General features: G+C 54.2%; 13 protein-coding genes. All 13 read right to left on the bottom strand.

The window, feature by feature from the left end:
* Positions 1-48 precede the first annotated feature (48 nt).
* The 13 genes from pgeF to murD all read right to left on the bottom strand — a co-directional run bounded on the left by pgeF (position 49) and on the right by murD (position 14,698).
* Positions 49-903: a peptidoglycan editing factor PgeF gene (pgeF, locus tag C4S74_RS01650; protein WP_103993627.1), complete on the bottom strand. Its 855-nt coding sequence runs from the start codon at positions 901-903 to the stop codon at positions 49-51.
* A 188-nt stretch (positions 904-1,091) separates the two neighbouring features.
* Complete coding sequence (locus C4S74_RS01645; protein ID WP_103993626.1) at positions 1,092-1,388, bottom strand: YlmC/YmxH family sporulation protein; 297 nt, start codon at positions 1,386-1,388, stop codon at positions 1,092-1,094.
* 189 nt (positions 1,389-1,577) lie between these two features.
* Positions 1,578-2,360 (bottom strand): RNA polymerase sporulation sigma factor SigG, encoded by a 783-nt coding sequence (gene sigG / locus C4S74_RS01640; protein WP_103993625.1) that lies wholly within the window; start codon positions 2,358-2,360, stop codon positions 1,578-1,580.
* Positions 2,361-2,630: 270 nt separating this feature from the next.
* Positions 2,631-3,353 (bottom strand): RNA polymerase sporulation sigma factor SigE, encoded by a 723-nt coding sequence (gene sigE, locus C4S74_RS01635; protein ID WP_009671796.1) that lies wholly within the window; start codon positions 3,351-3,353, stop codon positions 2,631-2,633.
* A gap of 29 nt (positions 3,354-3,382) precedes the next feature.
* Positions 3,383-4,306 carry a sigma-E processing peptidase SpoIIGA gene (gene spoIIGA / locus C4S74_RS01630; RefSeq protein WP_103993624.1) on the bottom strand — a complete coding sequence of 308 codons (924 nt, stop codon included), beginning with the start codon at positions 4,304-4,306 and terminating at the stop codon, positions 3,383-3,385.
* A gap of 204 nt (positions 4,307-4,510) precedes the next feature.
* Positions 4,511-5,653, bottom strand: coding sequence for a cell division protein FtsZ (ftsZ, locus tag C4S74_RS01625; RefSeq protein ID WP_103993623.1), 1,143 nt, complete (start codon positions 5,651-5,653; stop codon positions 4,511-4,513).
* Positions 5,654-5,880: 227 nt separating this feature from the next.
* Entirely contained in the window at positions 5,881-7,134 is a 1,254-nt protein-coding gene (ftsA, locus tag C4S74_RS01620; RefSeq protein WP_009671845.1) for a cell division protein FtsA, read from the bottom strand.
* Between the two features lie 383 nt (positions 7,135-7,517).
* The gene (locus tag C4S74_RS01615; protein WP_103993622.1) at positions 7,518-8,462 is read right to left on the bottom strand and encodes a cell division protein FtsQ/DivIB; all 945 of its coding nucleotides are present in this window, start codon (positions 8,460-8,462) and stop codon (positions 7,518-7,520) included.
* A gap of 84 nt (positions 8,463-8,546) precedes the next feature.
* Complete coding sequence (murA, locus tag C4S74_RS01610; protein ID WP_103993621.1) at positions 8,547-9,833, bottom strand: UDP-N-acetylglucosamine 1-carboxyvinyltransferase; 1,287 nt, start codon at positions 9,831-9,833, stop codon at positions 8,547-8,549.
* Between the two features lie 15 nt (positions 9,834-9,848).
* Entirely contained in the window at positions 9,849-10,754 is a 906-nt protein-coding gene (murB, locus tag C4S74_RS01605; RefSeq protein ID WP_103993620.1) for a UDP-N-acetylmuramate dehydrogenase, read from the bottom strand.
* 213 nt (positions 10,755-10,967) lie between these two features.
* Positions 10,968-12,098 (bottom strand): undecaprenyldiphospho-muramoylpentapeptide beta-N-acetylglucosaminyltransferase, encoded by a 1,131-nt coding sequence (gene murG, locus C4S74_RS01600; protein WP_103993619.1) that lies wholly within the window; start codon positions 12,096-12,098, stop codon positions 10,968-10,970.
* Between the two features lie 5 nt (positions 12,099-12,103).
* Entirely contained in the window at positions 12,104-13,201 is a 1,098-nt protein-coding gene (spoVE, locus tag C4S74_RS01595; protein ID WP_103993618.1) for a stage V sporulation protein E, read from the bottom strand.
* Positions 13,202-13,309: 108 nt separating this feature from the next.
* Entirely contained in the window at positions 13,310-14,698 is a 1,389-nt protein-coding gene (gene murD / locus C4S74_RS01590; protein ID WP_103993617.1) for a UDP-N-acetylmuramoyl-L-alanine--D-glutamate ligase, read from the bottom strand.

Here is a 14,698-nt window from a genome sequence, read left to right as displayed (position 1 = left end):
AGCAGCGGTTCACTCCCTCCATGCTGTCTATATGTGGACGAAGCCCGATCAGTCGTTTCTGAGACCGATCCAGGCTGCCATACGACCGGTTGAGCCCCCTTCTTTACGATGGGAAAAGAATAAATCGGTCGAACAGCTCGTACATAACTCAGTTACTTCTATATGCGACGACAAAATTCCTGCTTTCTCTAGAAATTGTCGGTTGCATTCCCGCAAATTCAACTGATATTTGCCCTCTTTACGAGGGATAACGACACTTTCCGTCTGTTTTTTGGAAATACCGGTATCCAAATGACTCTCGTAAACACGGCCCGCGACATAATTGTCCACTTCATAACAGCAGACGCCGATGGATGGGCCGATAACGGCATGGACGTCTTCCGGCCTGCTTCCGAAGGAACGGACCATGGAAGCGAGTGCGGCCGCGCCGATATTGAGGACCGTTCCCTTCCAGCCGGCGTGAGCGATTGCTACGACCCGGTTCACCGGATCGATCAAATAAAGCGGAACGCAGTCCGCGTACAGAGCGCAGAGCATAATCCCCTTCTCGGCGGTTATGAAGGCGTCCCTGTGCTGAATCGCTTCGGCGCGAGACATTCGTCCGCTTCCCCTCTGCCCCTTCCCGATGACCGCCGCCTCTTTGCCGTGCACCTGCTCACCAAACGTGAGCGCTTCAAAGGGGACTCCGAGCGCTGCGGCCAGTCTCCTCCGGTTCTCGATCACATCTTCGTCCGCATCGTTCACGTGCAGGCCCAGATTAAGCGAATCGAACGGAGCCGAGCTCACTCCCCCGTGTCGCGATGTAAATCCGGCCTGAACGAACGGAAAACGTTTCTGAAGCCTTTCCAATATAAAAAGCTCCGGTTCACCGGAATTTGATTTCTCGTGTACAAACGGTTCCACTGCTTGTCCCCTCCGTATCCCCGGCCTACAGCGGCCTTTTATGCTTGTTCAAGTTTACCATACCGGACATAAGACGACAAAAATTGGCGGTTCCGTGCTCACACGTAAGGGACGCTTCGTTTTCCAGCTTCTGCTTCGTCTAACGAAGCGCTCCAACGCGTGTCTATGCTTCTTCAGATCTTCTTTTATTACCCGCGGGAGCTGCGGTTGTAATCAACGGAATCGCTCTCTTCAACGGCCCGGTAGGTTTTGGCTTCATCCAGTTTGACCAGAACGACATCGGCCCCGATTTTGACGATATTTTTCCAGGGAATAATAAGGTCCGTTCCTCCTCCGAACAAACCGAAAAATTTGCTGCTGTTCGGAACGACAATGGAATCGATCCTGCCCTGGCGGAGCTCAAGCTCCAAGTCGCTGATCTGACCCAGTTTTTTGCCGTCCACAATATTGATAACGTCTTTCGTTTGAAAGTCGGATATTTTCATCTGCTTACCCCACGCTTTCAGGTTATTCGCCCGTTTATTCTAGTATATGAGGGTCCGGGCCAAAATGTCCTGCTAAACCAAGAAAAGCCCCTTATGTGGTCTAAGCGGGAATGAAGGCATAACAAAAAGCCCGGAATCCGGGCTTTCGATTGATGTGCGTGCAAATAAATGCGGCGGGCGGGAAACTATTCAGCTTTTGACATGTTTCTGCATCTGGGTGATTGCCGATTTTTCCAGCCTTGAAACCTGCGCCTGAGAAATTCCGATTTCATCGGCGACTTCCATCTGGGTTTTCCCTTCGAAAAAGCGCATGGACAAAATCATCTTTTCACGGGTGCCGAGTTTTCTCATCGCTTCCCGCAAAGCGATTCCTTCAATCCATGACATGTCTTTGTTGCGTTCATCGCTGATCTGATCCATTACATAGATCGGGTCCCCGCCGTCATGATAAATCGGTTCAAACAGGGAAACGGGATCCTGAATCGCGTCAAGCGCGAATACAACATCTTCTTTGGGCACGTTAAGCACTTCGGAAATTTCGTAAATCGTCGGCTCGCGTGAATTTTTGTTCGTTAAGCTGTCGCGGACCTGAAGCGCTTTGTAAGCAATATCCCGTAAAGAGCGGGAGACTCGAATCGGATTGTTATCCCGCAGGTATCTGCGTATTTCTCCGATGATCATCGGCACCGCATATGTTGAAAACTTCACGTTCTGGCCCAGATCGAAGTTATCGATCGCTTTCATCAGGCCGATGCAGCCTACTTGAAAAAGGTCGTCGACGAACTCGCCGCGGTTGTTGAAACGCTGAATCACGCTGAGTACCAGTCTCAGGTTGCCATTGACCAGTTTCTCTCTTGCGGATCGGTCGTTCTTGGTCTGCAGATTGGTGAACAGTTCACGCATTTCCACATTCGTCAGAACAGGAAGTTTGGCGGTATCGACACCACAAATTTCGACTTTATTTCGGGTCACGGTGATTTACCTCCCAAGGAGAAACATTACTGTTAATTATCTCCGCGACCGGTGTTTTTATGCGCCTTGAAGAGCGCTCTCCTCCTCTTGACAAGTGCCCGGGTGCTTGCTCTCTCCTGCCGCTGTTGGCTCGTATTCGCTTTCAATTTCCGATATTTTTTTTAAAAAGGACAGATTCGTCTTCCAATCGCCGCGATTATCCGTGGCACCTTAATTTTTCACGAAAGATCCGCACAAAAAAAGCCTACCACACGTGTGATAGGCTTTGACTTAAACCATTTTGTTAAATTCTTTACGCAGCCGCTTGATGATCCGCTTTTCCAGCCGGGAAATATAAGACTGGGAAATGCCTAGCTGATCCGCGACGTCCTTCTGCGTCTTCTCTTCGCCGTCCTGGAGACCGAAACGGAGTTCCATGATCGTCCGCTCCCGCTCCGTCAGCTTATCGAGCGCTTTATGCAGCAGCTTGCGGTCCACCTGCTCCTCGATGTTGCGGTAGATGGTATCGTTCTCGGTACCCAGCACGTCGGACAGCAGCAGCTCGTTTCCGTCCCAATCGATATTCAGCGGTTCGTCGAACGATACTTCCGTCCGTATTTTGCTGTTCCGGCGCAGATACATCAAAATTTCGTTCTCGATACAGCGTGACGCATAGGTCGCCAGCTTGATTTTTTTCTCGGGATCGAACGTATTCACCGCTTTAATGAGACCGATCGCTCCTATGGAAACCAGATCCTCGATGTTGATGCCCGTATTTTCAAATTTGCGGGCTATATAGACAACCAGCCGGAGGTTGCGTTCAATCAGCATGGCACGGATAGCCGCGTCCCCCGAGGGCAGTTTTCCAAGCAAATATTCTTCTTCTTCCCGCGTCAGCGGAGGAGGCAGTGCTTCACTTCCTCCTATGTAATAAATTTCTTCGCCTTTCAGTCCGAAAAAGATAAGAATCTTGTAATAAAAAATTAGCATCTGCAATTTCCATTTGACCCGCATAACCGCTTCCTCCCACTCATAACCTTTCTTTAGCCGGCAGCAACCAGCGTCGGATGAATAATGGCATGATATGCCCCGTCTCCGGAGAGTTGTCCTCCGTCCAGTCCAACCAGTACTTTCGTCGTTTCCACTTGACCGCTGCTGTACGTGATGATTACCTTGTCGGGTTTTATCGCCAGCATGAACTGTGTATTCCGGTTTACTCCCCGATAAGGCACCAGCCGCAGACGGTCCTGCCATACAAAGTCTTCTTCCGTTCCTATCGCCGTAATAATTTGTTCCACCTCGGCTGCACGGATTCGTTTGAGCCACGATTCCGGCAGCATACTCGAGAGCTGCGAAGCCTCCATGACCATCACCGGGGTCCGCGTCAGGGGATCGTAGAGCTGATTGCCCGTATCGATCAAGCCTGTACACCGGAAATCCGTACCGTCCACAATTACGCTTACTTCCGCCAAATGTACGGCCAGCTCTTCCTTCTTCTTTACTCCCGCCATTACCAGTCTGTGCAGCACCATAGATCCGGCTCCCACCACGATAACCGCCCAAGTCTCGATCCGGATACTGAACCTTGCCGCACCCGTCTGGCTGAACGAAATCCCGTTCATCACATCTCCCGATGTTTGAAACACGTAATTCAGGCCGAAAACGCCTCCCGCCGCCACAAAGTTCACCACATAGAAGGTTCCCGCGTTGCGCATAAAGCGCTGCAAACTGCCGTAACCGAAAGCCAGCCATACCATACAAAGTGACATAAGGATCTTCGCCGCAAAAGTAAACAAGAACGACAAGGAAGGTATGAACATGAGCAGCACATAAGATCCGCCCAGCACAGAGGATATCGCCAGTTTCCAAGGTTTAAAGGGCAATCGCCGCGTCCGCGCGGTTACCAGTAAAACGGCGGCATCCATGACGACGTTCATCAGGAAAATCAGATCCGCGTATACGACCAATTTTCCTCACCCCCAAGCGGATGAGATTAGTATATTAAAAGACGAATTCAAAGTCTGTCTAAACGTGCCGGAGTCCGCCAACTATTTTTGTCGCATAGTGGGGGAAAAGAAAAAGCCGTCACAACTGACCTTAGGTCAGTTGTGACGGCTTTTCCGGGAGGGCTCGGCTTGCTGCTCTCCACCTATGCCATTCCCGTAAGGGAATTATTTGTCGAGATTGTTACGCCCGCGGTTGCGCAGGAACGTCGGTACTTCCAGGTCTCCCGGTTGTCCGCCGAACGGCCGCAGATTGTTCACGCGCTGCTGAGTTTCAGCCGGAGTCTCCTGCTGCGGCGGCGGTTGTACGCCGCCTTGACGGCGGTTCTGCGGTTGAGGAGGCTGCTGCTGCTGCGGCTTGTCCTGGAACCCGGTAGCAATAACGGTTACCATAATCTCTTCTTTGAGATTCTCGTTGATTACCGCACCGAAAATCATGTTCACCTCAATGTCGGAGGCCGATGCCACGATATCTGCGGCTTCGTTCACTTCATAGAGGCTAAGATTTGTACCGCCCGTGATGTTCATCAAAACGCCGCGAGCACCCTCGATAGAGGTTTCAAGCAGTGGGCTCATGATGGCCTTCTTGGCGGCTTCGGCGGCACGATTCTCGCCTGTCGCGATACCGATACCCATAAGAGCCGAACCACGCTCGGTCATAATGGTTTTTACGTCGGCAAAGTCCAGGTTGATAAGACCCGGTACGGCGATCAGGTCGGAAATCCCCTGCACCCCTTGACGAAGAACGTTATCCGCTTCGCGGAACGCTTCCAACATAGGCGTCTTCTTGTCTACGATCTCAAGGAGACGGTCGTTCGGAATAACGATAAGCGTGTCCACTTTTTCTTTGAGCGCCGCGATGCCCTGCTCAGCCTGAGCGGCACGTTTGCGGCCTTCGAATGTGAACGGGCGGGTGACGACACCTACCGTCAGCGCGCCGCATTCTTTCGCGATTTCCGCGATTACGGGAGCGGCGCCCGTGCCGGTTCCGCCGCCCATGCCTGCCGTTACGAAGACCATATCGGCGCCTTTGAGCGTGTTCATAATTAAATCGCGTGATTCTTCAGCGGCTTTCTTCCCCACATCGGGGTTGGCGCCGGCTCCCAAGCCGCGCGTTAATTTATCACCGATTTGGAGCTTATGCTCCGATTTGGCCAGATGAAGTGCCTGTGCATCGGTGTTCACCGTAATGAATTCGACACCCTGCACTCCATTCTCGATCATCCGGTTAACTGCATTACTGCCGCCGCCGCCCACACCGATGACTTTTATCTGGGCCAATTGTTCCATATCCAGATCAAATTCAAACATAGCAGTCAATGTCCCCCTAACTTAACTTTCCGTGAGCTGTACGCTCAAAATGGGTAACGTGCCTGTCGGCACGGTAATCGTAAGATCTCGCACAAAGCATGAAACGCGTTTTCGAAGCGTGTCTGTGCGTGTGCCCCCTCCACCGGCTGCGGATTGCAGAGCCGGCGGCGGGACACTTGTATCCATAACCGGGAAAGATGCTTTCAGAAACAGCAGAGCTTTTCCCGTCAGATAAATTCCTTAAGGAAATTTTTGACTTTATCGAACCAGCCAGGGCTCGCTTCAGTCTGGGGTGTTTTGACACTGGCAGGTTTGTTGGCCGTTTGCTTCTTGGGCGCCGTAACCGGACGGTTACGCAAAAACTTGCAAACAAACTGGATGATCCCCACTCCGCTTGTGTAAGCCGGGTCGCGTACTCCGATATAATCGGGCACTGCGATACGTACGGGAGCAGCCAGCTCTTCCTGTGCAATGACAAGAGTCCCCGGCAGGGACACGGTGCCTCCCGTGAGGACGTAACCTCCGGCGGGGTCGCTGTATCCTAACCGGCTGGCTTCTGCGCGGATCAGATGGAAAATTTCCTGAACACGGGGTTCAATGATATTCGCCAGATCGACCTGGGAAAATTCCTTGTCCACCTGGCTGCCGATCCGGTTCACTTTAAACACCTGATCCGGCGCGGAATCTTGAATCGTCGCGCAGCCGTATTTAAGCTTGATTTTTTCCGCAATGTCCATTTGGGTGCGGAGCCCGATGGATATGTCGTTGGTAATGAAATCGCCGCCGATAGGCAGCGTCGATGTTGCGACAAGATTGCCTTGATCGAAAACGGCAATCGTAGTCGAACCTGCTCCGATATCGACCAATACGGTTCCTATCGATTTCTCGTCCTTGGAAAGCGCAAGCTGTCCGGAGGCCAGTGACATTAATATAAGTCCTGCCACCTTCAGTCCGGATTTCTCAACAACGCGAAGCAGGTTATGTATGCCTGTTTTGGCTCCGGTAATAATCGTGGATTCGACTTCAAGCCTGACCCCGATCATCCCTCTTGGTTCGTGTATGCCTTCCTGGCCGTCCACTAAGTATTGGTTAGGTACTACTCCGATAATTTCGCGCTCAGGAGGCAGCGCTATGACTCTAGCCGCTTGTATAACCCGTTCGATATCTTCTTCGCCGATTTCGCGGTCTTCATTGGATACCGCCACAACCCCGTGGCTGTCCTGAAGAGCGATATGGTTTCCCGTTATCCCGACGTAAACATCAGAAATTTGTATGCCCACCATGCGTTCGGCATGATCGATCGCGGATCGGATCGATTGAACGGTCTGGTCGATATCAACGATGGCACCTTTGCGGATGCCTTCCGAGTCGGCTGATCCTACCCCTATTATATTAATGGTTCCGTTTACGACTTCCCCAATAATAGCACGAACTTTGGATGTACCGATGTCTAAACTAACAATGATGTCATTGTTGCTCAAGCTTTGGCACCTCCTGTTAAATGAAATCAGGGCACAGCCCGTCTGCTTTCTACTTATTCAACATGACGGCTGGTTTCCCTCTTTATTTCTACATTTTTTTTGTGAATGCTGTAATTCCTCTATTTTTGGTTCTAGACCGGGTAAAAATAGAATACCATAAAATCAATTCTAACACTAATTTAATAGGCTGGATAGTAATATTTTCCTGAGAAATCCCTGAAAAATTCATGAATGACGCGCCTTTCGTTCGGTTTTGGGCCGTTTGAAAAGCAGTGCGCTACCCTATCGATTCCTCCCTTAAAAAATTCATAGATTGCAGGGCGCAAGGATGCCTGTTACCAATCCCTTCCTTTAAATAAGAAGGTCTGTCAGGCGGGATTCACCTACTCGGGAGCAGGCGATCCCTTCGGGGTGTTTACGGCGTCGCTGCCGTCCCCCTTGCCGCCCGTGTCGGTCTTCCCGGACGTATTCTTCTTGGGCGTGGAAGTCGGTTTTACGCTTCCGTCCGGCTTCATAGTGGGTTCGGGCTTTTTGGTCGAGGCCGTACCGGTCTTGCCCTTGTTACCGGCGGAACCCGTATCCAGCGGCATGTGATCGTCTGTTTCCAGCAGCACCAGAATACCGGAATTCACTTCGCTTCCCTGCATGCTCGTGATGTAAGCGGACAAGTTCATAATTTTGTTCGGAAGATAACCGACCGTCGTCACGACTTCGAACTTGGTACGGGTATACATCTTGATCTTGTCCTTGTAGGCTTCCGACGGGTCGGGGCGTATCTCCGAAATGTCCGATAAATACCCGGAAGGAATGGATGCCAGGGCTTTGCAAAGAGCGATCCGGTTAGGATCGTTCTCAGTCCAGCCGGTCAAAATGGGCTTGTCCACCGGCATATCCTCTTTGGCGACGGGCACGGCGGAGCCGTCGGCGAGTACCGCCTGCTTCACGCCGTCCGCGCCGAACTGGAACGCTACGCGCGGATACTCATGCACCACGATGTTAATTTGTCCGGGAAAACGCTTGGAAACTTCAACGGACTGAACCATACGGAGTGCGGCAACCCTCGCGCGTACGCTCTCTGACCCGACCGCAAAAAAATGATCGCCGTTCCGGACGGCGGCGGCTTGTCCGATTTCCTCGGAAGAAAGCAGCTCGTTGCCTTGGATCTTGATTTCACTGACCCGGCTTAAGGACGAACGAAAAAAGAGTACGGCGAGAATCGTTACGAAAAACAGAAACAAGAGCGTAAGCAGCTTCCGGTTGGCGCGTGTCCTTCTCGGTTTAGGGTTCGGCAGCACCGGAACTTTATTCTCTTCTGGCAAGCCTGACACCCCCGCTTCCTATTGCATAGCCTTGTGAACGTGTAAAATCCTCTTATCCCCTCCTGTTGGCAGGAAGGGACTAGAGGCACTGCATTATTCACCGGTAACCGGCGCTTCGTCCGGTACGGGCGCCAGTCGCCGAATGCGGGCACCCAGCCGGGTGAGCATTTCTTCGATCCGGTCGTACCCTCTGTCGACATGGTGGATTTGCTCCACGACGGTAGTGCCGTGCGCGGCAAGCCCCGCTATGACAAGGGCGGCACCGGCCCGGAGATCGGTAGCCTCGACCGTAGCCCCGTAGAGCCTCGGTACACCGCGTATAAACGCCGAGTTGAAATCCACGCGAATGTCCGCTCCCATCCGGGTGAGTTCATCCACATGCTTGAACCGGCTCTCGAAAATGGTTTCTTTCATTATACTGATTCCATCTGCTAGGGAAAGGAGTACCATAACCTGCGACTGCAAGTCTGTCGGAAAAGACGGATGCGGCGCGGTTACGATACGCTCGACCGCACGCGGCCGAGCCGGAGCGTGCACGTTTATTATATCATCGTGCACCGTAATTTGAACACCTGCGCGTCTCAGCACGTGAATGGCGGCATTCAGATGCTGGGGGCATACTCCTTCCAGCGTTACGCTTCCCTTCGTGGCGGCGGCCGCCACCATGAAGGTACCGGCGACGATCCGGTCCGGTATGATCCGGTACGTGCAGGCATGTAAAGAGCGGACGCCACGTATAGTTATAGTATCGGTCCCCGCACCGATAATGTCCGCCCCCATCTCATTCAGGAAGTTTTGGAGATCCTGGATTTCAGGCTCCCGTGCGGCGTTGGAGATGGTTGTAATCCCGTCGGCCAGAACGGCCGCCATCATGATGTTCTCGGTGGCCCCCACGCTCGGAAAATCAAGCGTGATATCGGCGCCTTTCAGATCCTCGGCAGTGCAAATAATCGTGCTGCCGGATTCCTCGATCGTAACCCCGAGCGCCTGCAATCCTCTCAGATGGAGATCGATTTTGCGTTCGCCGATCGCACAGCCGCCGGGCTGATAAACCTGGACGGTTCCGAAGCGCGAAAGCAGCGGACCCATCAGAAAGATGGACGAACGCATCTGCTTCATCAGTTCTTCCGGAACGTGCGTGCTGTTCAAACTGGTTGTGTCCACCACAACCGTGTCTTCTTTATGCTCGGCGCTGCACCCCAGGGAACGGAGTATGCCGAGCATGACTTCAATGTCGAGCAGCTTCGGGACATTGCGCAGCGTGTGGGTTCCAGACGCCATTATGCTGGCTGCAAGAATAGGAAGCGCCGCATTTTTGGCACCTTGGATCCGTACGGCTCCCGAGAGGGGAATGCCACCTTCGATTACCAACTTCTCCAATGTCTCACCTCCGAATTACCTCTCGCCCATCACCAGTACCTCAGGCTGCAGCTCCACACCGGATTTCTCCCGCACGGTCTTCTGCGCCAAAGCAATGAGGGCCAGAACATCCTCGGCCGATGCATTTCCGGTATTCACAATGAAATTGGCATGCAGCGGAGAAATCTCCGCACCGCCCACCCGCGTGCCCTTCAAGCCCGCCTCTTCGATCAGCCTGGCGGCATGATTGCCCGGCGGATTGCGGAACACGCTGCCTGCGACGGCAAGTTGCAGCGGCTGCGTTCTGAGCCGGCGGTCCTTGTACGCCGCCATCGCGCCCGCGATCTCCTTCCGGTCGCCCGGCTGCAGTTCGAAGACCGCTTCCGTTACGATGCCTGGCAGTGTATGCAGCACCGAATGCCGGTAAGCAAACTGCAGATCGCTGTTCTGCATGGTGATCAACTCCCCTGTGTCCAGCAGCACTTCGGCCTGTTTAAGAATGCGTGACACATCAGAACCATGAGCCCCCGCGTTCATGTAAACGGCGCCTCCCACCGATCCCGGAATACCTCCGGCGAATTCGAGTCCCGTTAACCCTTCCTTGCCGGTCATGACGGATAACTTGATAAACGAGTAGGCTCCTCCCGCATAGACGGTGCTGCCGTCGAAACGCAGCGTCTCCAGAGCCCGGCTTAATTTGATAACAACGCCCCGGATCCCCTTATCCCCCACGAGCAGGTTGGAGCCGCGTCCGATTACAGTCCAGGGAACTTTGTGCTGCCCGAGCAGCCGGATCGTCTCAACCAGCTTCTGTTTATCCTGCGGAATAACGAGCAGATCGGCAGGACCGCCGATTTTCCAGGTTGTGTACGGTGCCAGCTTCTCGTTCTTCAGGACCTCACCCACCTGAGCCGCTTGCAAGTCTGAAATTAACTGGTGCATGGGAAAACCTCCTTCACAGAACTCAAGGTTGTAAAGCCCCTTACCCGGATTCTTCGGTTCCCGGTTATACGTACGTTACCGGCAAGAGCGGGAGTCGGTTCGGGCGGCTTTGCCTTAGGTGTCTGCCACGGTTATAGTGTAGTTTATGTTAAATCGGATAGAGTGTGACAATGGCCCATCCGGTTCGCTGCAAAAGCTTGATCGTGCAGCCTTCTAGGGCCGCCGTTGACCAGCGGATGCAATACGTTCAAGCTCCCGGAAGACAAGCGCGGCGGAATCCCGCTGGCCCATCCTTGCCGACTGCTTCGCCATATGTTCCCAACGGACGGAATCTTCCATAATTTTGTTAATTTGATCGAAAAGGACCCTGCCGCTTAAATCTTTCTCAAGCAGCGTTACGGAGCCTCCCTCGTCGGAAAGAGAACGGGCATTGTGCTCCTGATGATTGTTCGTCACGTTCGGCGACGGAATTAATATGGAAGGAATCCCAAGGGCGGTAATCTCCGCCATAGTAGACGCTCCGGCACGGTTTACGACAAGCTTGGACGCCGCCAAAACCTCCGGCATGTTATGAATGTACGGCAGCACTTGAAGATTGTCCGGAATCGAACCTGCCGCTTCCTGAATCCGCTGTGCGGTCGATTCGAAATAAGGCTGACCCGTTCCGAATACGAACCGCACACCGGGCAGTTCATGGACGAGCGGAGCCAGTTCGACCATCGCGTCGTTAATGGCTTTGGCTCCCCGGCTCCCTCCCACAACGACAACGAGCCTGGCGTCCGGCGGCAATCCGAGCGAGGAGAAGCCCCGGGCCGCGTCCGCATTCACCATGGACGTGGCGCGCGGATTGCCCGTGTAGACGACTCTTTTGGCCTGGGGGAAGATTCCTTCCGTCCCCCGGAAGCTGACGGCTACCGTCGACACGTAGCGGCTCAGAAAGCGGTTCGTAAGTCCAGCGATGGCATTCTGCTCATGCACGAGCGTAGGAATGCCCAGCTTGGCGGCCGCATAGAGTACCGGACCGCAAACATATCCGCCCGTGCCTACCACCGCATCGGGTTTGAATTCCCGGAGCAGGCTTTTGGCACGGCCCACACCGCGCAGAAAGCGCAGCACGGTTTTAACGTTGTCCAGAGACGCCAGCTTGCGACGGAACCCTGTAATTTCTACGGCTTCAAAAGGCATATCCAGCCCGGAACGCGCGACAATGTCGCGCTCCAGGCCGGAGCTTGTGCCGATGTATAAAAATTTCGAATCGGGGTGGTCCTGCAGGCATTGTTCCCCAATGGCCAAAGCCGGGTAAACATGACCGCCGGTTCCTCCCCCGCTGAATACGATACGCATTCGTTTCACCTCGAATAGCGGGATATGTTGAGCAGCACGCCGATCGACGTCAGCATCAGAGTAAGAGACGAGCCCCCGGCGCTGATAAGCGGCAGGGTTATCCCCGTAACGGGAAACATTCCGATCACGACGCCGATATTGATAATCACCTGCACGGCGATCATACCCACAATGCCGACGGCAACAAGACTGCCGAACGTGTCGGGTGCTGTAATAGCCGTACGCATGCCTCTCCACACGAGAATCGTGAACAGGATCAGGACGGCCGCACCGCCGATAAAACCGAGTTCCTCGGCGATGATCGAGAAAATAAAGTCCGTCTGGGGCTCGGGCAGGTAGCTGTACTTCTGCCTGCTCATTCCGAGCCCCAGTCCGGCCAGCCCGCCCGGTCCGATCGCGTATAGCGACTGGATGGACTGATAGCCCGCTCCCAGCGGATCGGACCACGGGTCCATAAAGGCCGTGATCCGCTGCAGCCGGTAAGGGGCCGCGATAATCAGACCGACGAAGCCCGCGACGCCAGCCATGGCAAGATAAGATAAATGAAGAATACGGGCCCCTGCCGTATAGATCACCAGCAGGGAAGCGCCGACCAGAACCGCCCCGGTGCCAAGATCCGGCTGCAGCATGATCAATCCGAAGGCAAGTCCCACCAGCCCCAGAGGCGGAAGCAGCCCTTTCGTAAACAGGGTGATCTGGGACTGTCTGTCGGACAACAGCTTGGCCAGAAAAACAATCATGCCGATTTTCATAAATTCGGAAGGCTGAATCCCGAACGACCCGATTCCGAGCCAGCTCCGGGCGCCGCCGCGGACCACGCCTATTCCCGGAATCAGAACCGCCAGCAGAAGGCCGAAACAAATGAGCAGGCCGACCTTCGCGTACTTTTTCCAGACCCAGTAGTCCGTGTTCATCGTAAAAAACATGGCCACGATACCGAGCACGGCGAACAGCAGCTGCCTTTTCAAATAATAAAACCAGTCGCCAAATTCACGGAAGGCCAGCACTCCGCTGGCACTGTACACCATAATTACGCCGATCGTCAAAATCAGCAGAGTCGAAACCAGAATCCATACATCCGGAGCGGAACGCGCTTTAGCCATAGAGACACCTCTTACGAATAAGAATATCGGGTGCCTGTAGCCTGAAACTAGGCTGACTGACGCTGCCGCAATCCGGAAGCGGACGAAGAAGGCTTGACTACCCGTTCCTTACAGATTATGCACGGACTCCTTAAACATGCGTCCCCGTTCTTCGTAAGAAGCAAACATATCCCAGCTGGCGCATGCCGGAGAGAGCAGAACGATGTCTCCCTCCCCTGCCAGCTTGCTCGCCGCCCGAACGGCTTCGTCCATCGCTTCCGTGCTGTTAGCAGTATCGACCGTTTCGATGGCGGTCAATCCGGCTTCTCGGGCAGCACGGTTTATTTTCTCGCGCGTTTCGCCGAGGGTTACGACGGCTTTCACGCGCGATGCCAGCAGCGGAATCATTTCTTTGTAGTCCGATCCGCGGTCCAAACCGCCGGCGATCAGTATGACGCTCCGGTCGAACGATTCGACGGTTTTCGTCGTAGCGGCGGGATTCGTCGCCTTCGAATCGTTGTAGTAGGCGGCGCCGCCGAATTCTCCAACGAATTCGAGGCGGTGTTCCACGCCGCGGAAAGTCCGCAGGACATCGGCGATCGCCTCGACCGGCGCCCCTACGCTTAAAGCGACGGCGGATGCCGCAAGGGCATTCTCGATGTTGTGAGAACCGCGAATGCCCAGCTCTTTGGCAGGTAAAATCGGGTATGTACCGCCCTCTGCATCCCGGTAAGTCAGCACGCCGTCCCCGGAAAGGTAAACCCCTTTGTCCAGCTCGCGCTGCGTGGAAAACAAAAGGACTTTCGAAGATACTTCACCGGCCAGCTTCCTGCATACCTCGACATCGGCGTTCAGCACCGCAACATCATCCTGCTTCTGATTCGCAAACAGCTTGGCTTTCGAGGCTACATAGTCTTCCATGGAGCCGTGATAGTCCAGATGAGTTTCGTATATATTGAGCAGGCAGGCGATTTTCGGCCGGAACTCCCGCGTGCCTTTAAGCTGGAAGCTGCTCAGCTCCACGACCATCCAATCGGACGGTTTCGCTTCCGCCGCCGCTTCCGTCAAAGCCCGGCCGATGTTACCCGCTACGATAGGGTTCAGCTTCCCCCGCTCCAGCATCAGGCCGACCATCGTCGTGGTGGTGGTTTTGCCGTTGCTCCCCGTAATCCCGATCATCGGCGCCGAGCAGATATGGTAGGCCACTTCCACTTCCGTTACCACTTCGATTCCGTGCTCGGCAGCCTGGACGACCGGCGGCGCCCCGTAAGGAATGCCGGGATTTTTGACGATAAGGGCCGTGTCCTCTCCCACCAGTTCAGGCGGATGCCCCCCGCAGACAACAGAAATTCCCAAGGCTTCCAGTTCGTCGGCCTCGGGACTCGTATCACGCGTTTTCCGGTCATTGACCGTTACGTCCGCTCCCATTTCATGAAAAAACTTGGCCGCCGCAACCCCGCTGCGGGCCAGGCCGAGTACGACCACTTTCTTCCCCCGGTACTCACTCGGATGCTTCAT

The sequence above is a fragment of the Paenibacillus sp. UNC499MF genome, from assembly GCF_900107975.1.
Taxonomy (GTDB): Bacteria; Bacillota; Bacilli; order Paenibacillales; family NBRC-103111; genus Paenibacillus_F.
This window is presented reverse-complemented; position numbering and strand designations above follow the sequence as displayed.

Excerpts from the sequence above, each read along its gene's own strand:
- C4S74_RS01645 (WP_103993626.1), bottom strand. The coding sequence starts at position 1,388 with ATGAAAATATCCGACTTTCAAACGAAAGACGTTATCAATATTGTGGAC.
- sigE (WP_009671796.1), bottom strand. The coding sequence starts at position 3,353 with ATGCGGGTCAAATGGAAATTGCAGATGCTAATTTTTTATTACAAGATT.
- ftsZ (WP_103993623.1), bottom strand. The coding sequence starts at position 5,653 with ATGTTTGAATTTGATCTGGATATGGAACAATTGGCCCAGATAAAAGTC.
- murB (WP_103993620.1), bottom strand. The coding sequence starts at position 10,754 with ATGCACCAGTTAATTTCAGACTTGCAAGCGGCTCAGGTGGGTGAGGTC.
- murG (WP_103993619.1), bottom strand. The coding sequence starts at position 12,098 with ATGCGTATCGTATTCAGCGGGGGAGGAACCGGCGGTCATGTTTACCCG.
- spoVE (WP_103993618.1), bottom strand. The coding sequence starts at position 13,201 with ATGGCTAAAGCGCGTTCCGCTCCGGATGTATGGATTCTGGTTTCGACT.
- murD (WP_103993617.1), bottom strand. The coding sequence starts at position 14,698 with ATGAAGCATCCGAGTGAGTACCGGGGGAAGAAAGTGGTCGTACTCGGC.